Origin of the sequence: Microbacterium testaceum (assembly GCF_029761935.1) — a bacterium.
Lineage (GTDB): Bacteria > Actinomycetota > Actinomycetes > Actinomycetales > Microbacteriaceae > Microbacterium > Microbacterium testaceum_A.
In genome coordinates, this window is sequence record NZ_CP121699.1 from 154,112 (window position 1) to 172,646 (window position 18,535).

The following is an 18,535-nucleotide window of genomic DNA, read 5'->3' on the forward strand; positions in this document are numbered from 1 at the left end:
TCACGGCGAACCCCAGGCGGGGCGCGCCTAGGATGGACGGGTGACCACGACCTCGGCGCCGAATCAGGCCACGCCTCCTAACCGCTCTCGACGGATCATCTCGATCACTCTGGCGGTGATCGCAGCGCTCGTCGTGGCGTTCTTCGTCTTCGCGAACCTGTACTCCGACTGGCTGTGGTTCTCGCAGCTGGGCTTCACCACCGTGCTGACCACCCAGTGGATCGGCCGCAGCGTGATGTTCCTCGTCGGTTTCGTCGCGATGGCGCTGCCCGTGTGGGGCGTCATCCAGCTCGCCTACCGGCTGCGGCCGGTGTACGCGCGTCTGAGCTCGCAGCTCGACCGCTACCAGGAGGTCGTCGAGCCGCTCCGTCGCCTGGCGATGTGGGGCATCCCGATCTTCTTCGGCTTCTTCGCGGGCTTCGCCGCTTCCGCCCAGTGGGAGACCACGTGGCTGTGGTTCAACGGCGTCTCCACCTCCACCACCGACCCCCAGTTCGGTCTCGACACCGGTTTCTACCTGTTCGGGATGCCGTTCTACGCCGCCGCCCTCGGCTTTGCGTCCGCGGTGGTGCTGGTGTGCCTCCTGCTCACGGGCGTGGTCTCGTACCTGTACGGCTCGGTGCGCGTCGGCCAGCGCGAGCTGCGCATCTCGAAGGCCGCGCGCATTCAGCTCGCGATCCTCGCCGGCCTCTACCTGCTGCTGCAGGGTGCGAGCCTTTGGCTCGACCGTTTCCGCACGCTCGTCGAGCCGTCGGAGCGCATCACCGGCCCCGGCTACGTCGGCACGAACGCCGTCATCCCCGGACAGACGATCCTCGCGATCGCGGCCGTCATCGTGGCCCTCGCGTTCTTCGTCACGGCGTTCCTCGGTCGCTGGCGCTACCCGCTGATCGGTACCGCGCTGCTGGTCGTCTCGGCGATCGTCGTCGGCGCCGCCATCCCGTGGGCGGTGACCACGTTCCAGGTGCGTCCGAACGAGCTCGCTCTCGAGAGCCAGTACTACCAGCGCAACCTCGACGGGACGAAGGCCGCGTACGGCCTCGACAACATCGAGAAAGAGAACTTCCAGGCCACCACGACGGCCCAGGCGGGTCAGCTGCGCAACGACGCCGAGTCCACCGCGCAGCTGCGCATCATGGACCCCGCGATCATCGGCCCGACCGTCCGTCAGCTCGAGCAGTACCGCGCGTACTACCAGTTCAACACCCCGCTCGACGTCGACCGCTACACGATCAACGGCCAGACGCAGGACACCGTGGTGTCGCTGCGCGAGCTGAACATCGGTCAGCTCGGCGACGCGGCCTCGTGGCAGAACACGACCCTCGTCTACACGCACGGCTACGGCATGGTCGCGGCCGCCGGTAACGAGCGCACCGCCGACGGCGACCCGGTCTTCCTCGAGCAGGCCATCCCCGGCACCGGCTTCCTGACCGACCTCAACTACGAGCCGCGGGTCTACTTCGGCGAGCAGTCGCCCCCGTACTCGATCGTCGGCGGACCCGAGGGCGGCGAGAACATCGAGCTCGACTACCCGCTCGGCGCCGACGGCGGCAACGAGACGCGCACGACCTTCGCGGGTAACGGCGGCCCCAGCGTCGGCAACGTTTTCAACCGCCTCATCTACGCGCTGAAGTTCCAGTCGGAGCAGATCCTCTTCTCGGACTACGTCAACTCCGACTCGCAGATCCTCTACGACCGCAACCCCAAGCAGCGCGTGCAGAAGCTCGCGCCGTACCTGACGCTCGACAGCGATCCTTACCCCACGGTCGTCGACGGACGCATCAAGTGGGTCATCGACGGCTACACCACGAGCGCGAACTACCCGTACTCGTCGGGCGTGTCGCTCTCGCGGGCGATCGCCGACTCGAACAACCCGGCCCCGACCTACGCGCTGGATGACATCAACTACATCCGCAACTCAGTCAAGGCCACGGTCGACGCCTACGACGGCTCGGTGAGCCTGTACGCGTGGGACGACCAGGACCCGCTGCTCAAGGCGTGGCAGAACATCTACCCCGCGACCATCAAGCCGTGGACCGACATGTCCTCCGACCTCATGAGCCACGTGCGCTACCCGACCGACCTGATGAAGGTGCAGCGCTCGATGCTCGGCGTCTACCACGTCGACGACGCGCGTTCGTTCTTCCAGCAGGACAACCGCTGGACGACCCCGAACGACCCGCAGGACCCGGCGACCTTCCAGCCGCCGTACTACCTGACGATGAAGATGCCGAACCAGGACGACCCGTCGTACTCGATGTTCACGAGCTTCATCCCGGCGTCTCAGGGCGGGCAGGCGAGAAACGTGCTCACGGGCTATCTCGCCGTCGACTCCAACGCGGGTAATCAGCAGGGGACGAAACGCGACGACTACGGCAAGCTCCGAATGCTCGTGATCGATTCGTCGACCACGGTGCCCGGACCCGGCCAGGTGCAGAACACGTTCGACTCCGATACGAACGTCTCGTCGCAGATCAACATTCTGAAACAGGGGCAGTCGCAGGTGCTCAACGGCAACCTGCTGACCCTCCCTGTCGGTGGCGGTCTGTTGTATGTGCAGCCGGTGTTCGTGCAGTCGTCGGGTGATACGAAGCTCCCGCAGCTGAGACGCGTGCTGGTCGCCTTCGGCAACAAGATCGCGTTCGAGAACACGCTCAGCGAGGCGCTCGATACGTTGTTCGGCGGTGATTCCGGCGCGAATACGGGCGACGAGACCGTCACCCCGACCGACCAGAACAGCGGTTCGGGCGGATCGTCGGGCACCCCGGCTCCGACGGGCGACTACGCGGCCGCCCTGCAAGAGGCGCGCGACGCGCTCACGGCACGTCAGGCGGCGCTCACGAGCGGCGACCTCGCGGGCTTCGCGACGCAGGATGCCCGCCTCACCGCGGCCGTCCAGCGCCTGCTCGACCTCGAGTCGCAGGGCCAGGGCGGCACGGCCAGCACCACGCCGACCCCGGCTCCCTCGGCCACGCCCGCGGGCTGATCGATCCCTCGACGCCGGCGTTCCGCTTCCCGCGGGGCGCCGGCGTCGTCGTTCCCGCCGCCCCACCGCCGTCCACGACGCGCTCACGCCCCGCGTCCACCGCGCGCTCGCGCACCCCTCAGACGCGCGAGACTGCATCTCGCTGACAAACCTGCGTCAGGCTGACGCCCTCTCGTCAGCGAGTTGCAGTCTCGCCGGCCCGGGCGCCCCCGCGCTCACGCGCCACAGCGCCCCACACCGCAACGCCCGCCCCACACCGCAGCGCCCGCCCCGCGCCGCACGCGCTCACGCGCTGAGGAACCACCACCAGATCAGCAACATCGTGGTGCCGAAGCCGGCGATCTGGTTCAGCCACAAGAAGCGGTTCCAGCCCGCGGTGGCGCGGTCGCTCTCGGCATCGGTGACGTTCCGGTACGGCCAGCACACGACGAGGTACGGCACCACGAGCACGGCGGCCAGGGGTCCGGGCCAGGCGGTGAACAGCATGGCCACCCCCGCGAGGGCGTAGGCGACGAGGGCGAAGCGCACGGTCCATCGGGCTCCGCGGGCGGTGGCGATCGACGAGATGTCGGCGGCGCGGTCGGCTTCGACGTCCTGCACGGCACCGAAGGCGTGCGAGGCGATGCCCCAGAGCGCGAACGCGATCAGCACGAACACGAGTTGCGGCGTCCACACGGCGCCCGCGAGCACGAGCCCGTACACGGCGGGCGAGAAGAAGTGGATGCTGCTCGTCATCGAGTCGGCGAACGGCCGCTCCTTGAGCCGCAGCGGCGGCGCGGAGTAGAACACGACGAAGAACAGGCTGAGCGCGAGCACGAGCCACGACAGCGGCGACCCGATGATCACGAGGTACACGACGAACGGCAGGCACGACAGCGCCGAGGCCCACAGAGTGATGGGGTGCATGCGCTTTGCGAGCACGGCGCCGTGCGTGCCGCCCTTGCGGGGGTTGCGCAGGTCGGACTCGTAGTCGAACACGTCGTTCACGCCGTACATCGCGAGGTTGTAGGGAACGAGGAAGAACAGGATGCCGATGATCAGCGGCACATCGATCGTCCGCGTGGTCAGCAGGTAGGCGGCAGCGAAGGGGAAGGCGGTGTTGATCCAACTGACCGGTCGCGACGACACGAAGAGCTCCCGCAGCACGCGGCCGGGGGTGAGGGCGGCGGGGGCGGTCATGCGGTGTCCTTCGAGGGCAGGGGAGCGAAGAGGGTGAACAGCGCCGGCACGAGGAACGCCGCGCACAGGGGGTAGGCGAAGTCTTCGATGGGGGCGAGCCCGAGTTTCAGGCCGCTGAGGTGCTCTTGAGGATACGAGAACAGGTCGACGGCGATCATGAGGTTGTCGAACACGAGCGTCAGGCCGACCAACACGAGTGCGGTGAGAGCAGAGGATGCCATCCGCTGACGGAACCGCGGCCTCCGGAGCGTCGCGAGGGTGACGAGGAGGGTGACGACGACGAACGGCAGCACGATGAGCGGGTAGGTCACGCGGACCGCCTCTCGACCGCCGGGGCGTCGGTGCGGCGAGCCCGGGCGGCGGCGCGCCGCTCGAACACGGCGAACATCACGACGGCGAGGTAGCTCAGGAACAGCAGGAAGAAGAGCTCTTCGAGCGGCAGGTGCGGGGCGAGCATCACGCCCACGAACAGCGGGCTCTCGCCCTTCACGAACACGCCCGTGGCGATACCGACGAGGTCCCACGCGAGGAAGAACACCGTCCCGCCCAGAACCGCCATCGTGGTGCGGAGAGGAGCGACCCGCAGCGCGAGCGAGTACTTCCCGTCGATCAGCATCATGCCGATCAGCGAGAAGAGGATCGCGCCCAGGTAGATCCCCGGCACCTCAGACCGCCGCGCGCGCGGGTTCCGCCAGGGGCCCGGCGGTGGTGTCGCCCGTCAGGCGCTTGACCACGAGCTCGGCCGAGATGAGGCACATGGGCAGGCCGATACCCGGCAGCACCGAGGTGCCGGCGTAGTAGAGGTTGTCGACCTTGCGCGAGCGGTTCTTGGGGCGGAAGATCGCGCTCTGATTGAGCGTGTGCGCAAGTCCCAGTGAGTTGCCGTGCCAGGCGTGCAGGTCTTCTTTGAAGTCCTCGGGCGCGATGGTCTTGCGCACGACGATCCGCTCGGCCAGATCCGGGATGCCGGTCCACTCGCCGATCTGCGCGATGACGCGATCCGCGGCCTTCTCGATCCGCTCGTCGCCGGCGCCCGAGACGCCTCCGCGGCCGCTGTCGGGGTCGGCGGGCACGGGGACGAGGACGAACAGGTTCTCGTGTCCCTCGGGCGCGACGGAGTCGTCTGAGGCGCTGGGGCGGCAGATGTAGATCGACGCGGGGTCGGGGATCTTCTTGTTCTCGCCGAAGATCGCGTCGAAGTTGGTGTGCCAGTCGTCGGTGAACAGCAGCGTGTGGTGGGTGAGCTGCGGCAGCTCGCCCTTCACACCGAGCAGAAGCAGCAGGGCACCGGGGCTGGGCACCTTGTCCTTCCACCACTTCTCGGGGTACTGGCGATCCTTCTCTTCGAGCAGCTCGTTCTCGGTGTGGTGCAGGTCGGCGCCCGAGACCACGGCATCCGCTGCGAAGATTCGGCCGTCGGCGAGTCGCACGCCGCGCGCGGTGCCCGACTCGGTGATGATCGCCTCGACGGGTGCCGAGGTCTCGATCGTGACGCCGCGCTCGCGCGCGAGCTTCTCGATCGCGGTGATGATCTCGGTCATTCCGCCCTTGGGGTAGAGCACGCCGTCGCCCAGGTCGAGGTGGCTCATCAGGTGGTACAGGCTGGGCACCTCGAAAGGCGATCCGCCGAGGAACACCGCGGGGTAGGCGAGGATCTGCTGCAGGCGGGTGTTTTTGAAGTCGGTGGTGACGCGCTTCCACAGCGTGCGGGTGAGCAGGGGGATGAGCGTGGGCAGGCGCTTCACGAGCGCGGGGTCGCGCAGGCCCTTGGTCGACGAGTACGGGTCGTAGAGGAACTTCGACGTCGACAGCTCGTAGGCGTCTTTCGCGGAGTCGAGGTAGGCGTCGATGTTGTCGCCCGAGCCGGGCTCGTGCTTCTCGAACAGCGCGCGAACGGCCTCGCGACCCGACACGATGTCGATCGGCTCGCCCTTTCCGGGAGGGCCGTAGACGCGGTACGCGGGGTCGAGACGCACGAGGTCGAGCTGTTCGGCGGCGCTCGTGCCGAGCAGGCGGAAGAAGTGATCGAACACCTCGGGCATGAGGTACCAGCTGGGGCCGGTGTCGAAGCGGAAGCCGTCTTTCTCCCACGATCCCGCGCGCCCACCGAGGGCGTCACGCGCTTCGAAGAGGTGGACGTCGTGTCCGCGGTCGGCCAGCAGGGCTGCGGTACCAAGGCCGGCGATCCCGCCTCCGACGACGACGATGCGCTGGGCGCTCATGAGCGTGAACCTTTCGGGGGGCGGCCCAGAAGGGCGCGGGCGGCGAGGGTGGCTTTGACACCGTCGGGAACGCGGACGCGCGGGGCGCCGGCGGGGGAGGAGCGGAGGCGGCGAGAGAGTTCCGCGAACAGGTCGTGCGCCGTGGTGACGGCGGCGCGGCAGTCGGGCGGCAGGTGGGGGATGACGGATGCCGCGGCGGCGAGGTCGGCGTCGATGCGGTCGAGAACGGCCACTCGGCGTTCGTCGTCGGCCGCGCCGTCGAGGTAGTCGCGGCCGAGGCGGTCGGCGTCGTCGGCGAGGTCGCGCAGGAAGTTCACGTCTTGGAACGCCGCGCCCAGGCGCCGTGCGCCGTCGACGAGGTCGGCGGCGGGTCGGGCGGGCGCCGACATCCCGGCGTTGAGGAACACCTGCAGGCACATGAGCCCGACGACCTCGGCCGAGCCGTAGACATAGGCGTCGTGCGAGAGGTCGTCGTGCTCGGCGGTGTCGAGGTCGGTGCGCATCGACGCGAAGAACGGGGCGATGAGTTCTTCGGTGATGCCGCACTCGCGCGCCGTCCGGGCGAAGGCGTGGACGACGAGGTTGGCGCTGAAGCCGGTGGCGATGGCATCCCGAACCTCGTTCTCGAGGCCGTCGAGCACCGCGCGTTCCCGCTCGGGACTGAGCCCCGCGTCGTGGGCGGGTCCGTCGACGATCTCGTCGGCCACCCGCACGAGGGCGTAGATATTGCGCACGTGCGGGCGCGGGCGGGGCCCGAGCAGGCGCGCGGCGATACCGAACGAAGTGGAGTAGCGGTTGATCACCGCGGCGGCGGCGTCATCCGCGGTCTGGGAGTACAGCTCGAGGCCCGTGGGCGCATGACTCACGGAATGCGCTCCTGCACGGCTTTCACGAGGTCGCGCAGCATCTCCTGGCACGCGGCCGGCACCGTCGAGGAGTCGACGATGATGAGGGCCTCTTCGAGCGTGTCGAGGATGAGGCATTCGAGTTCGGCGCGGGCGCCCGACTCGGAGAGGGCCTCTTGGGCGGCGCGCACGGCGATCGGACCGGTGTGGGCCTGGGCGAGCGCTTCGCTGACCTCGGGCCACTTCGGTGTCTTGCGGGCGAGCGAGATGAGGTGCGTCTTCTTCGCCTCGCGCAGGTCGCAGCCCTCTTCTTTGCCCGACACCGCCGACGAACCGAAGGCGCCGATGAGGTCGTCCACCAGCTGGTAGGCGAGTCCGAGGCGCTGTCCGAATCGCTCGAGCGCGTAGATCGAGGGGCTCGGGGCTCCGGCGATGAGGGCTCCGGCCTGCAGCGGTGCCGAGAACGAGTAGGCGGCGGTCTTGTCGCGCGTGGTGCGCAGCACCGCCTCGGAGTCGATCTCGCCCGACGAGACGGCGTGCTCGACGTCCGAGAGCTCGCCCATCGCCGAGATGAGCACGGCGTCGTCGAGCATCTCGAGCAGCGGCTGGCGCATGCGGTCGGGGAGCTGCGCGAGGGCGATCATGCGTCCGGCCTCGTGCAGCAGCAGGTCACCGGCGAGGATCGCGGCAGCGTCTCCGAGCAGGGCCGAGCCGTCGGCATCCGCCCCCTTCAGGAGCCCCCGCTGGCGGAACTCTCCGCCGATGTTGGGCACGCCGCGGCGTTCGGTGTCGTGGTCGATCACGTCGTCGTGGATGACGAACGCCGTGTGCAGCAGTTCGAAGGCCGCGGCGACCTGGTACACGCCGATGCGGTGTTCGTCGTCGCCGTAGAGCGTCTCGAATGCCGAGACGACGAGCAGGGGACGGAAGCGTTTTCCGCCTTCGGTCGCCCGACGGATGGCGGATGCCAGGTACCGGGCGCCGTCGCCCAGGGTGGTGGCGCGCCGCTGAAGGCGCGAGAGCGCCCCGTCGATCTCGCGGTCGATGCCCTGACGGGCGACGGGGGTGGATTCGAGACTGATCATGAGGCGCGCCTCACGGTGTGAGGGGTCTGGAAGAGGTGCAGCTGCTGCGCCTGCAGGACGAGCCAGGGGCTGAACGCCCACGGCGTCGACTCGAGAGATGCGGCGAGCTCGAGCGGGTCGACCCAGCGGTACTCGGCGACCTCGTCGGGGTTGGGCTCGGGGTCGACGTCGGCGCGGGCGATGTACACGGGGCAGATCTCGTGTTCGACGATGCCGCTGGCGTCGACGGCGCGGTAGCGGAAGTTCGGCAGGGCCAGCTCGAGGTCGCGGATGACCAGGCCGACCTCGTGCTCGGCGCGGCGGTGCACCGCCGAGAGCGAGGCTTCGGAGGGACCGGGGTGGCCGCAGAACGAGTTCGTCCAGACGCCGGGCCACGTCTTTTTGTGCAGGGCGCGACGCGTGACGAGCACTTCGCCCGCCGAGTTGACCACGTGGCACGAGAATGCCAGGTGCAGAGGTGTTTCTGTGTCGTGCACGGTAGCCTTGGGCGCCGTGCCGATCTCGTTGCCGAAGTCGTCCAGGAGGACGACATATTCGGTCTCGCTCATCGTGCCTCCCGTTTGCTAGTTTAGCTAGCGATGTAGCCTTGACTATACCGACGCCGAAAGGGGGTGTCCACCGTGACGAAAGCCGTGTCGGCCTCTGGTACGAGGCCAGCCGTGGGCCATACCCTACGCGCCGTCCAGACCCTCAGCGACGCCCTCGACAGAATGCATTCGGGCATGAAGGGCGAGATGGACATGAATGCCAGCGACCTCGCGACGCTGCGCATGCTCACCATCCGCGAGTACCGCGGTCAGATGGTCAGTCCGCACGACGTGGCGACCCATCTGCGCATCTCGACCGCGTCGACCACCAAGCTCATCGACCGCCTCGTCGCCTCGGGCCACCTCGAGCGTCTGCCGCACCCCTCCGACGGCCGGGCCCGCGTGGTCGTGCTGACCGACAAGTCGCGCCGCGAGTTCTTCCAGCACTTCGGCGTGCACCTGGGCGCCATGCGCGATGTCGCCGAGCGCTTCGACGACGGCGAGCTCGACACGATCGTGGCGTTCATGGATTCGCTCACGGAGTCCATCACCACCGAAGATTGACCGGCCAAGCCGTGAGGCCCCCCGGGCGTCACCCCCGCGCGACCCGCACACCCACGTCGTCGAACGCGTCCCGCTGACGCCCGCCCCGCCGCGCGGTCGCCCGCACCTGCGCGGGGGCGTCCGACCATCCGCCGCCGCGGAACACGCGCGCGTCGCTTTCACCATCGGGGTCATACAGGTCGGCGCACCACTCCCACACGTTGCCGAGAGTGTCGAAGAGTCCGTGGAGGTTCGGCATCCGTCCTCCGACTTCCGCCGGGGCGGTCAGGCCGTCGGCGGCCGTCCAGGCCACCTCGCGGACCGGTCCGTAGGCCGATGACGTCGAGCCCGCGCGGCACGCGTACTCCCACTCGTCTTCGGTGGGCAGGCGGAAGCCGTCCGAGTCGGGGTCGCCCGTGACGACCTCTCCGTCGAACGAGTAGACGGGGTCGAGGCCTTCCCATTCGCTCAGCGCGTTGCACAGGCGAATCGCGCGCAGCCAACTCAGTTGCGTCGCGGGGCGTCGCGGATGGCGGGACGGGATGCCGAGCAGCTCCGCGATCTGTTCTTCGGTGATGGCGTAGACACCGATCTCGAAGCTGTCGACGACGATCTCGCGTCGTTCGGCGCCCCGCAGGTCTCCGCGCAGCACGCGGCCGGCGGGGATGCGCGCCATCTCGACGTCGGTCACGCGAGTTCCACCATCCAGAGGTCTCTGTCGCCGGTGATGAACAGGCGCTTCTCGTCGGCGTCGAAGGTGCAGTTGCTGACGACGTGCGGGGTCGGGATGACGCCCAGACGGGCGCCGGTCTCGTCGACGATGACGACGCCCGCTTCGCTCGAAATCCAGAGCCAGTCGCGGCTGTCGACGACGAACCCGTCGGGGATGCCGGCATCCACCGTCGCGAAGGTGCGCGGGGCGCCGAGGGTCTCGCCGTCCCAGCTGCACGCGACGACGCGGGGGAGCCGCTCGGCGTTGGACTCGGCGACGTAGAGTGTGCTCTCGTCGCGGCTGAAGGCCAGTCCGTTGGGCTGGTCGAGGTCGATCATGCGCTGCAGCCCGTCGCCGTCGCGCCAGCGGTAGACGCTCTGGTGGGGGAGTGCGGGGTCGGCGGGGTATCCCTCGCGCGGATCCGAGATGCCGTACGTGGGGTCGGTGAACCAGATCCAGCCGTCGGAGGCCACGACCAGGTCGTTCGGGGAGTTCAGCGGCTCGCCCTCGAAGGCGTCGACGAGTAGCTCGGTGCCGTTCTCGTCGGTGCGGCTGACGCCGCGGCGCCCGTGTTCGGCTTGGACGAGGCGGCCTTCGGCATCCATCGCGTTTCCGTTGGCGAAGTTAGAGCGGTCGCGCACCGTGACGATCGAGCCGTCTTCGCGCCACGCCAGCGTCCGCCGGCCGATCACGTCGCTGAACACGAGGGAGCGCTCTTCGGGCCACCAGACCGGTCCCTCGGCCCAGGTCGCGTCACCGTAGAGCGACAGCAGGCGCGAGGCGGGCGGCAGGACGGCGCTCAGGCGTTCGTCCCACACGCGGGGAGGGGCGACGTCGACCGCCTCGGGGGAGCGGGCGCTCTGCAGGATCTGACCGTCGAGGGGAATGCGGGGCATGTCTCCAGTCAAACGTGCGGGGGGCGCCGGGTGGGGCGGGTTGACGCGCTCAGCCGAACGGGTGGGCGGTGGGCCCGGCCGGCGACGTGGCGAACTGGATGAGCACCTGCAGGCAGGGCTCGTCGCCGACGGTGCCCGAGAGGTGTCCGGCCTTGCCGTCGACCTCGGTGGTGTCGGTGTCCTGCCCGAAGTGGATGTCGCCGGGTCCCATCTCGACGCGCGAGCCGTCTTGCGTCTCGAGGAACCAGCGCCCCCGCAGCGGGATCACCCACTGAGGATGAGGGGACGGATGCCACTGCCCCACCCACCTGACCGGCAACGCCGCGAAGAGCACGGCCGACACCTCGCCGGGGAACGGCCGCATCCACTGCGGGTCGGCTCCGCCGCCGACGCTCTGCATCCCGAATCCCCGTAGGACGGATTCGTCGAGCCGGCTCTTGCCATCGAGTCCGGTCCACATGTGGACGAACGGCAGCGTCGGCGGGGCGTCGGCGTCGCGCCCGTCGTTGTCGAGGGGAGCGGTGGTGGTCGTGTCCATGGCTCGAGTCAACCGCGCCGAGCCCGGGGGAGCGCAGGGTTGACGGAGGGGGATGGATGCCACGTGCCGGTGCAGTCGCCTACGAACGAGCAAGGGGCGCCGCCGACCGAAGTCGACGGCGCCCCTTCAGGAACGCGTGGTGTGTCAGGCTTTGCCCTGGGCGCGGTTGCGACGAACCGTGGTGGCCACGGCGATCGTGCCACCGGCGAGCGCGAGAGCGCCGCCGCCGACCCACAGACCGAGCATCGAGTTGGCGTCGAAGCCGGTCGCGGGGAGGCCGGTGGAGCCGCCAGCGTTGTTGCTCGAGCCGCCAGCGGTGCCGCCCGCGGGCGTGGCCGAGAGCGTGTAGGTGCCACGGGCGTCAGCGGGGAGCGTGACAACCGCAGTCGCGTTGCCGGAGGCGTCGGCGACCTTCGTAATCGACTTGGAGCTGACGGGCAGGTTCGCCGTGGCGAGGCCGGCCTGGTTGGCGTTGTAGCCGACGAGGACGAAGTTCACGGTGGCGCCGGGAGCCACGTTGAACGTGACCGGGCCGTTGTTGGTGATCGTCACGGTCTGCGTGCCGGGAGCGGTGGGGACGTACGCCTGAGCCACGGCGGGAGCTGCGAAGAGCAGCGCGCCGGCGAGGGCCGCGGTGACGCCAGCCTTCTTGAGGTTGAGCTTCATGAGTGCCTGCTTTCGAATCCGGGCTACCGGGAGGTGGTGGTCCGCATCGTGCTATCCCGATGGAGCTGCAAGGGGAAGGACAACAATGAAGCGGTGGGTGGTGCTAGACCCTTTCTGAGTATTGCCTAGGTTTTCCCTGGATTGCAAATTGTCAAGGTTTCGACTACGTAAATTTACGCTGACGCGCAGTCGGAGGCGCATTTACGCAGTCGCATTATTCACTGCAGGGTTGCGATTCCGGTTGCTTCGCAGGTTGCTTTGACCGTCGGGTCGATTCCCGCGTCGGCCGTCGGGGTCACGAATGCCTCCGCTTTTGACGCCGTCGTCGTTGCGCGCACGGTCACGGTCAGGTCGGCCGACGCCTGGGGAAGAAGTTGGAACCCGAAGGTCAGCACCTGGTGTCCCTCGAACGTCCCGGTCGAGGGACCTGTCCCCGTCGCGGTCTCGGCCGACACGAGTTCGAACCCCTCGGGCAGGTAGACGTTGTTCACGACCGTCGCCGTTCCCGGCGCCGTACCGAATGCGCCGTTGGCAGTGACGTAACGCGGAAGCGACGTCTCGGCGTCGGTGGGCGCGGTATTGGTGAGCCTCATCCGCAGGGTTAACTGACGCGGGCCGTTCCGCCCGTCGGGGGCGCACTGGTCCCACGCCAGACTCACGTCAGGCTTGACGTAGTAGCTCATCTTCGAACCGCCGCCGTCGTTGAGATACACCCCGAACCGGGCCGTGTCGTCGTCCGTTTGCGGCAGCTCACCGGCAACCGACGACCCCTCCAGAATGGCCTGTTCGTCGGGATCGGCACTCCACATGAGAACGCGTCGCTGGTCGGCCGCAGTCGCGAGATTTGTCAGCAAGCTCACCGTCGACCCGCGTCCCTCGAGGAAGGCGTTGAAAACAGCTCCGGTCGAGGCGGCGAAGAATGCATCCTGCGCTGACGGATCGGGGTATCGCTGATAGACGTCGCTGAGCAGCGTTTTGACGGCGTTCTCGGCAGACAGCGTCGAGCCGTCGGGCAGTGCTACCGGTCCGGTTGCGCGCAGAAGGTAGGACAGCACCACCGGATCCAGGGCGATGACGCCGTCTACGGACACACCCGTTCGCTGCTTGTACATTTCTCGGGCGAGCGGGCCATCGAAGGTGAAATCGGGAACCTGCGTCAGGTTCTGGAAGAAGCGTGCAGGTCTGGTCTCGTAGATGTTCTGCACGTCGGCGGGTAAATCGACGACCGGACTCTTGATGCCGCTCGACAGCGAGGTGCCGGATTCGGTGTTTGCGAGGCTGATCGCACCCTGGTTGGTCTTGAGGAGAATTGCCGTGCCGGCGATGCCGCCCAACGACCTCCACTCGGCGTTGTTTTGAACAAGCAGCAGGTAGTTGCGTTCACCGTTCTGGCCCAGGACGTCGGGGAGTAGGCGTGTCGCCCGCGAAAGCGCGTCGAGACTCGTCGCGGCTTGTTCGAAAACCGTGGACGACTTGTCGACTGCGCGCGCGAGGACTCCCACGAGGGGCGTCCGATTCAGACCCTGCAGTTGATCGGATGCACCTGCGGCGGCGGATGCCGCGAGTTGGGCAGGTTGTGCGAGAACAGCTAGGCCGGTGGTATCAATACGGCCGTTGACCGGCTTCAATGCGTCAAAAGAGGTGTCTTGGGCTGCCGTGACGAGGGGCAAAAGTGCATCGCTAAGGAGAGCGTCGCCCGCGGACGCCACCGTGCCGAAGGCCTCCAGCTGTGGACCGACCCACGGAGCCCCCTCCGCGAGGTGCCACACCGGGTCGGAGGTGAGGTCGTGCGCGTCTGAGGCGTCGGTTGCCAAGCGGGCGACGATTGCGCCCGCGGCGCCGGGGTCAGACGCGAGTGCCGAGGACGCCTCGCTAATGCCCGCCTCTACGCGCGATAAATGCTGATAGGCCATCCACCCCCGCACACCGACCCAGGCGGCGACGACGACGGCAAAAACGAGGAATGCGCCGACGGCCCAGGCCACAACGCGACCGGCCCTGAGCATGGCCGGGGGGAGAGGTGAGGAGCTCACGCTGGTGCCCTTCGGTTTCGTGGTCACGGCGGTCTCCGTTCGCTGGCGCGAGACCCCCGCCGACCCGAGATAAGTCTGTGGGTCAGACTTCGCGCTGCGATTCGCGCGACGTACGGCGCGGCGAGAAACCCAGTTCGTCCAAAGAAACCTCTTCCGAGGCGTCCGCGTCGGCGCTGCTCTTCTCCTTTTTCCGCGAGAAACGGCTGGTCTTCGCAGGCAGCTCGCGATATCCGTATCCGTATCCGTATCCGTATCCGTATGCGGCGTAGTACGAGTCCGGCCCTCGGGTTGGCACCATCGACATGATGAAACCGGCGAGCTTGGCCCCGACAGTGTTGAGCGCCTCCGTGGCACCTGTCAGCTGATGCTTGGTGGTCTTGCCCGCCGAAACGACCATGAGTGCGCCGCTCGTGGCCCGAGCGAGGATCGCGGCGTCGGTGACGGGCAGCAATGGGGGAGCGTCGCACAGCACGACATCGAAATCGCGCTCGAGCATTTCGAGCAGGACTGTCATCTGCTGCGATCCCAACAGCTCACTGGGGTTGGGCGGGATCTTTCCCGCAGGTAGCACGTAAAGGCTGCGGCCGCCCCAGGGAAGCATGACCTCGTTGACTTTGGCCCGCCCGATGAGAACGTCCGTCAGGCCTGCGCCACCCTCAATGCTGAGGTACTCCGCAACCTTGGGCTTGCGCAGGTCGGTGTCGAGCAGTGCCACCCGCTTGCCGGCGTCCGCCAGTGCGATCGCCAGGTTGATAGTTGTCGTCGACTTGCCCTCACTCGGGATCGAGCTGGTCACGACAAAGCTCGAACGCCCGCCCATGTCGAGGAACTGAAGGTTCGTGCGGAGCGCACGGAACGATTCCGCTCGCGGACTCAGCGGATCCGCGTGGACAATGAGCGGCCGCTCCTTCGCCTTGGCGTCGTAGGCGATGGCACCAATGGAGGGGGCGTCCGTAATCTGCTCTGCATCTCGAGGAGTCCGCACTCGGGTGTCCAAGGCAGTGCGCAGTACCGCGACTCCAATACCGATCGCTAGCCCAGCGAGCAGGCCAAGAGCCAAGTTGAGCGCGACATTCGGCGACGTGGGGTTCAACGCTGGTTGGGCGTCTGTGACCCGAGTGAGCCGAACAGGGCTGGCACCGCCGTCCACTGCCGGCTCAAGCGCCGGTACTACGGTCGAAAGGCTTCCCGCGACGGCGTTCGCGATCGCGGAGGCGGTCGCCGGGTCAGAATCTGTGGCTGCAATGGTGATGAGTGTGGAATTGAGCGCAGCAGACGCTTTGACGTCTTTCGCGAGCATATCGGCCGTGGTTGCAAGCCCAAGGTCACTTATGACGGGATCGAGTACCGTGGGTGTGGCGGCCAAACCCACGTACGTATTGATTCTTGCCTGGGTGAAATTGGACCCCTGCTGCAGCTCGGCCGTCGTGCCGCCTCCCTGCGTCGAGACGAAGACCGTGCTGGAAGACTCGTACGTTGGTGTGCGAGTCAGCGTGAAGACGGTGGCAGCAGCAAGCGCGACGGTCGTGAGGACCACGATCACGAGCCAATTCTTCCGAAGGATTCGGATGTAGTCGCTGAGCTCCATGAGGCCTCTCGAGGTGTCGCCGGCACACGTCGTGCGGCACTGGGGGGAATGACGTCAGTCTGTCATATGGATTGTTTCCGGTTAGTTTTAGCGAGGGCGTAAATAGCCCGGGTCGGCCCTCAGCGGCTGCTGACTCCAGAGCCAGTCATCACCCCGGCGGCGCGACCCTGGGTAGTGTGGCGGCTCAATCGTGAGCAAGACGGACCATGCGGGGGACTACGGGCAGCGCCGACATGAGTTGTTCTGTAGACAATGCATAGGTTCGCCCGGATCGACGGTATGGATCGACAATGTCGTCGTCCTCGGCCACCGTCGGGGGAAGTACGACTCCTCGACGATTCGCAGCGAACAGCAGCATCGCAGAGAACCTGTTCTCAGGCGTCAAGGGGCTTGATGTTCGTGTGGACTCTTCTCGCAGCTGATCGTCGCTGACGTCAGCGAGTAGGCGGCTGAGCTCCCGAACAGTGAAGGTTCGGCGCACAACTGACGGGCTCGTCTCGACGATCTCACGGCGATGTTCCCGAGCCATCGCAAGCGCAAGATGTGCCGGACGAAGGTGCTCGGCGCTGAGGGATCTAGCTCGGTGACTATTGACTCGTACGGGATCACATCCGTTGGTGACCGCAATCTGGGCAGTCTCGGCCGTCATCGGCACCCCGCTTCGTGCCCGCGTGCCGGCGCTGCTGACGCTCACGTCAAACCCGGACACGAGATTGGTGAGAAGCTGTTCGGCCAGGGGTGATCGGCACACATTGCCTGTGCACACGGCGAGAATGTTCAGCAAGCTGCTCCTTCGAGGTGCCGATCTGGGGATGCCCGCACGTCCAAACTCCGAGTAGGTTGAGCCCGTGCGTGATCAGCATAATCAGACCGCCGTTGCGAACGGGGCCGGCACAACGGCCGAATTCGACGCCGGCGCCCATCGCGCAATCTCCGACTCGTCTCGGATCCGGAGGCGTAGGCGCACCGACTGGCGGATGGGCGGACAAGAGGTCAGCAAATGGGACCTGAGGGTCCTTGTGTGCGCGCTTCTCGGGGCAGGAGCCGGAATCCTCGCCAGCGTTGTCCTCGCCCATTCGAGCGCAGCCGGGGTCGCCGCATTGTCGCTACCCGCGTTGTGGATTGGCCTGTTTGTGCCGGTGGCCTACGCAGTGCTCCGGGGACGCCCGGCGGGCCTGTTCCGCCTGAGACTCCTCGATGTGCTTTGGGGAGTCGGTTTGGGTGTGGGGCTTCGCCTCCTGCAGGGGAGCTTTAGTGATGCGAATGCCGCATCGTTTCCTACTGCCACATCCCTCTCGCTTGATCTCGCGACGAGCTCGCTGACAGCGATCGCCCTGGCTGCCGCCCTTATCGGGCCTTTCGTTGAAGAGATCTTTTTTCGTTCCGTTCTTATCGTCGTCATCTTCCAGATGCTGCGCAGGTCTTTGGGTGCATTCACGGCGGGTGCTACTGCTCTACTCGTGTCTGCCGGCGCTTTCGTGTGCCTGCACGGGGCGTATGCCCCGCTCTCCCTCTCAAGTGGGTTGCAACTGTTCCTGGTCGGCGGCGTCTGTTCCCTGCTTGTACTGCTCACGGGCCGGGCTTGGTCTGCAGTTATCCTGCATGTCGTCTACAACGCGATGTACCTCGTACTTGTGGGGGTCGGTACCGCGGGTGCGTAGTGCGACGAACTTCATCTCCACACCGCGGTGAGGTCTCGCTCGCGTGGATGGACGAGTCAAGCGTCGGGCGGTCTCCTAGGCGCTCGGCACGGGCCTGGGCGACGGTAAGGTCCATGCCGCGCGAGCGTAGGCGGCAAACCGCCTCGCATCGCTGCGATAAGCCGGACGAACCGATGTGAGTAGAGCGAAGACACTGGAGCGAGCGGCGAAGCCGACAGCGACGACGCCTCGCCACGATGCTGCGCGGAAAGTGCTCGGGTGATAACGGAGAACGAAGAGGTCATACAGGTTCTCAAGCCACACAGTCCTCACCGGCCCGGAAGAATCGTCACTGCTACCTCCGACGCTGTGGTGCGCGAAGGCCCAAGGGAAGACAGCTACCTTCCAGCCTGCGCTACTTGCGCGGAGACAGAATTCCACGTCCTCGGCGTACATGAACCACCGCTCTGAGAGTCCCCCCAAGTTTTGCCAGACGGTCCGTTCAACGAGCATGCAGCCGCCGGACACCCACTTCAAGAATTCCGGCCGATTCGGCCGGATTTGATCCCGCAGAAGATAGTGCCCACGCAGTCGGGCTGTGTGCCTCCCCAGGCGCGACAGGCCGGATGAATGCAGGAACATGCGCCTAACCGAGGGCTCGTACCCCGCAGCCATGGTGCGGAATTCCCCAGCACCCTCGATGACGTCTGGGGCTGCAACGCCGACTTCCGGGTAAGCGCTCATAGCTACAGTCAGAAGACCGATGTTCTCGTAGTCCATCGAAGCGTCGGGATTGAGGAGGAGCAGGAATTTTCCGCTGGCGTTCTCCGCCGCGCGGTTCACTGCCTTCGCGAAGCCGAGGTTCTCCCCTGACCTGATCAAGATAACTCGCGAGCCGTAGGCACTCTCGATAAAATCTGCGGTGCCATCGAGCGAAGCGTTGTCGACCAGGACGATCTCGCAGTTGCCCACGAGTCCATCGATCGCCGCTCGAATAGTGGACCGACTGTTGTACGTGACAATGAGTACTGTCACGAGCGGGACGGGGGCGGCCGGTTCATCCGTTTCGATCACC

General features: G+C 66.9%; 18 protein-coding genes. 3 read left to right on the top strand and 15 right to left on the bottom strand.

The genetic code is table 11. The annotated features are described in order from the left end of the window. Positions 1–40: 40 nt before the first annotated feature. Entirely contained in the window at positions 41–2,986 is a 2,946-nt protein-coding gene (locus QBE02_RS00650; protein ID WP_279366712.1) for a UPF0182 family membrane protein, read from the top strand. A 285-nt stretch (positions 2,987–3,271) separates the two neighbouring features. Here the strand turns inward: QBE02_RS00650 and QBE02_RS00655 are convergent, their stop codons facing one another. From QBE02_RS00655 to idi, 7 genes are read right to left on the bottom strand one after another with little or no spacing between them, the layout of a single operon-like run. After that, entirely contained in the window at positions 3,272–4,165 is an 894-nt protein-coding gene (locus QBE02_RS00655) for a prenyltransferase (protein ID WP_279366713.1), read from the bottom strand. After that, positions 4,162–4,476 carry a lycopene cyclase domain-containing protein gene (locus QBE02_RS00660; RefSeq protein ID WP_279366714.1) on the bottom strand — a complete coding sequence of 105 codons (315 nt, stop codon included), beginning with the start codon at positions 4,474–4,476 and terminating at the stop codon, positions 4,162–4,164. The genes QBE02_RS00655 and QBE02_RS00660 overlap by 4 nt, the downstream gene beginning before the upstream one ends. Then, positions 4,473–4,829 (bottom strand): lycopene cyclase domain-containing protein, encoded by a 357-nt coding sequence (locus QBE02_RS00665; RefSeq protein ID WP_141377322.1) that lies wholly within the window; start codon positions 4,827–4,829, stop codon positions 4,473–4,475. The genes QBE02_RS00660 and QBE02_RS00665 overlap by 4 nt, the downstream gene beginning before the upstream one ends. Before the next feature lies 1 nt (position 4,830). Next, complete coding sequence (gene crtI, locus QBE02_RS00670) at positions 4,831–6,387, bottom strand: phytoene desaturase family protein (protein ID WP_141377320.1); 1,557 nt, start codon at positions 6,385–6,387, stop codon at positions 4,831–4,833. After that, entirely contained in the window at positions 6,384–7,253 is an 870-nt protein-coding gene (locus tag QBE02_RS00675; RefSeq protein WP_074696957.1) for a phytoene/squalene synthase family protein, read from the bottom strand. Before QBE02_RS00675 ends, crtI begins: the two co-directional genes overlap by 4 nt. Next, entirely contained in the window at positions 7,250–8,317 is a 1,068-nt protein-coding gene (locus QBE02_RS00680; RefSeq protein WP_141377316.1) for a polyprenyl synthetase family protein, read from the bottom strand. The genes QBE02_RS00675 and QBE02_RS00680 overlap by 4 nt, the downstream gene beginning before the upstream one ends. After that, positions 8,314–8,865 (bottom strand): isopentenyl-diphosphate Delta-isomerase, encoded by a 552-nt coding sequence (gene idi, locus QBE02_RS00685; protein WP_141377314.1) that lies wholly within the window; start codon positions 8,863–8,865, stop codon positions 8,314–8,316. Before idi ends, QBE02_RS00680 begins: the two co-directional genes overlap by 4 nt. A gap of 174 nt (positions 8,866–9,039) precedes the next feature. Between idi and QBE02_RS00690 the strand changes: the two genes are divergently transcribed. Next, on the top strand, positions 9,040–9,408 hold the full coding sequence (locus QBE02_RS00690) for a MarR family winged helix-turn-helix transcriptional regulator (RefSeq protein ID WP_279366715.1): 369 nt from the start codon (positions 9,040–9,042) through the stop codon (positions 9,406–9,408). Between the two features lie 28 nt (positions 9,409–9,436). On the opposite strand, the gene QBE02_RS00695 is transcribed toward QBE02_RS00690, so the two are convergent. The 7 genes from QBE02_RS00695 to QBE02_RS00725 all read right to left on the bottom strand — a co-directional run bounded on the left by QBE02_RS00695 (position 9,437) and on the right by QBE02_RS00725 (position 16,586). Further along, on the bottom strand, positions 9,437–10,078 hold the full coding sequence (locus QBE02_RS00695; protein ID WP_279366716.1) for a formylglycine-generating enzyme family protein: 642 nt from the start codon (positions 10,076–10,078) through the stop codon (positions 9,437–9,439). Further along, positions 10,075–10,995, bottom strand: coding sequence for an SMP-30/gluconolactonase/LRE family protein (locus QBE02_RS00700; protein WP_279366717.1), 921 nt, complete (start codon positions 10,993–10,995; stop codon positions 10,075–10,077). The genes QBE02_RS00695 and QBE02_RS00700 overlap by 4 nt, the downstream gene beginning before the upstream one ends. A 49-nt stretch (positions 10,996–11,044) precedes the next feature. Continuing rightward, complete coding sequence (locus QBE02_RS00705; protein ID WP_279366718.1) at positions 11,045–11,533, bottom strand: hypothetical protein; 489 nt, start codon at positions 11,531–11,533, stop codon at positions 11,045–11,047. Between the two features lie 144 nt (positions 11,534–11,677). After that, a complete protein-coding gene (locus QBE02_RS00710) occupies positions 11,678–12,199 on the bottom strand; it encodes an LPXTG cell wall anchor domain-containing protein (RefSeq protein WP_279366719.1) in 522 nt (173 codons plus the stop codon). 218 nt (positions 12,200–12,417) lie between these two features. Further along, complete coding sequence (locus tag QBE02_RS00715) at positions 12,418–14,259, bottom strand: DUF4012 domain-containing protein (protein ID WP_279366720.1); 1,842 nt, start codon at positions 14,257–14,259, stop codon at positions 12,418–12,420. Between the two features lie 55 nt (positions 14,260–14,314). Then, entirely contained in the window at positions 14,315–15,820 is a 1,506-nt protein-coding gene (locus QBE02_RS00720) for a polysaccharide biosynthesis tyrosine autokinase (protein WP_279366721.1), read from the bottom strand. Positions 15,821–16,004: 184 nt separating this feature from the next. After that, entirely contained in the window at positions 16,005–16,586 is a 582-nt protein-coding gene (locus tag QBE02_RS00725; protein ID WP_279367835.1) for a low molecular weight phosphatase family protein, read from the bottom strand. Between the two features lie 82 nt (positions 16,587–16,668). On the opposite strand from QBE02_RS00725, the gene QBE02_RS00730 reads away from it, so the two are divergent. Then, entirely contained in the window at positions 16,669–17,481 is an 813-nt protein-coding gene (locus QBE02_RS00730; RefSeq protein WP_279366722.1) for a CPBP family intramembrane glutamic endopeptidase, read from the top strand. 75 nt (positions 17,482–17,556) lie between these two features. Here the strand turns inward: QBE02_RS00730 and QBE02_RS00735 are convergent, their stop codons facing one another. Further along, positions 17,557–18,534 (bottom strand): glycosyltransferase family 2 protein, encoded by a 978-nt coding sequence (locus QBE02_RS00735; protein ID WP_279366723.1) that lies wholly within the window; start codon positions 18,532–18,534, stop codon positions 17,557–17,559. Between the last annotated feature and the right edge of the window lies 1 nt (position 18,535).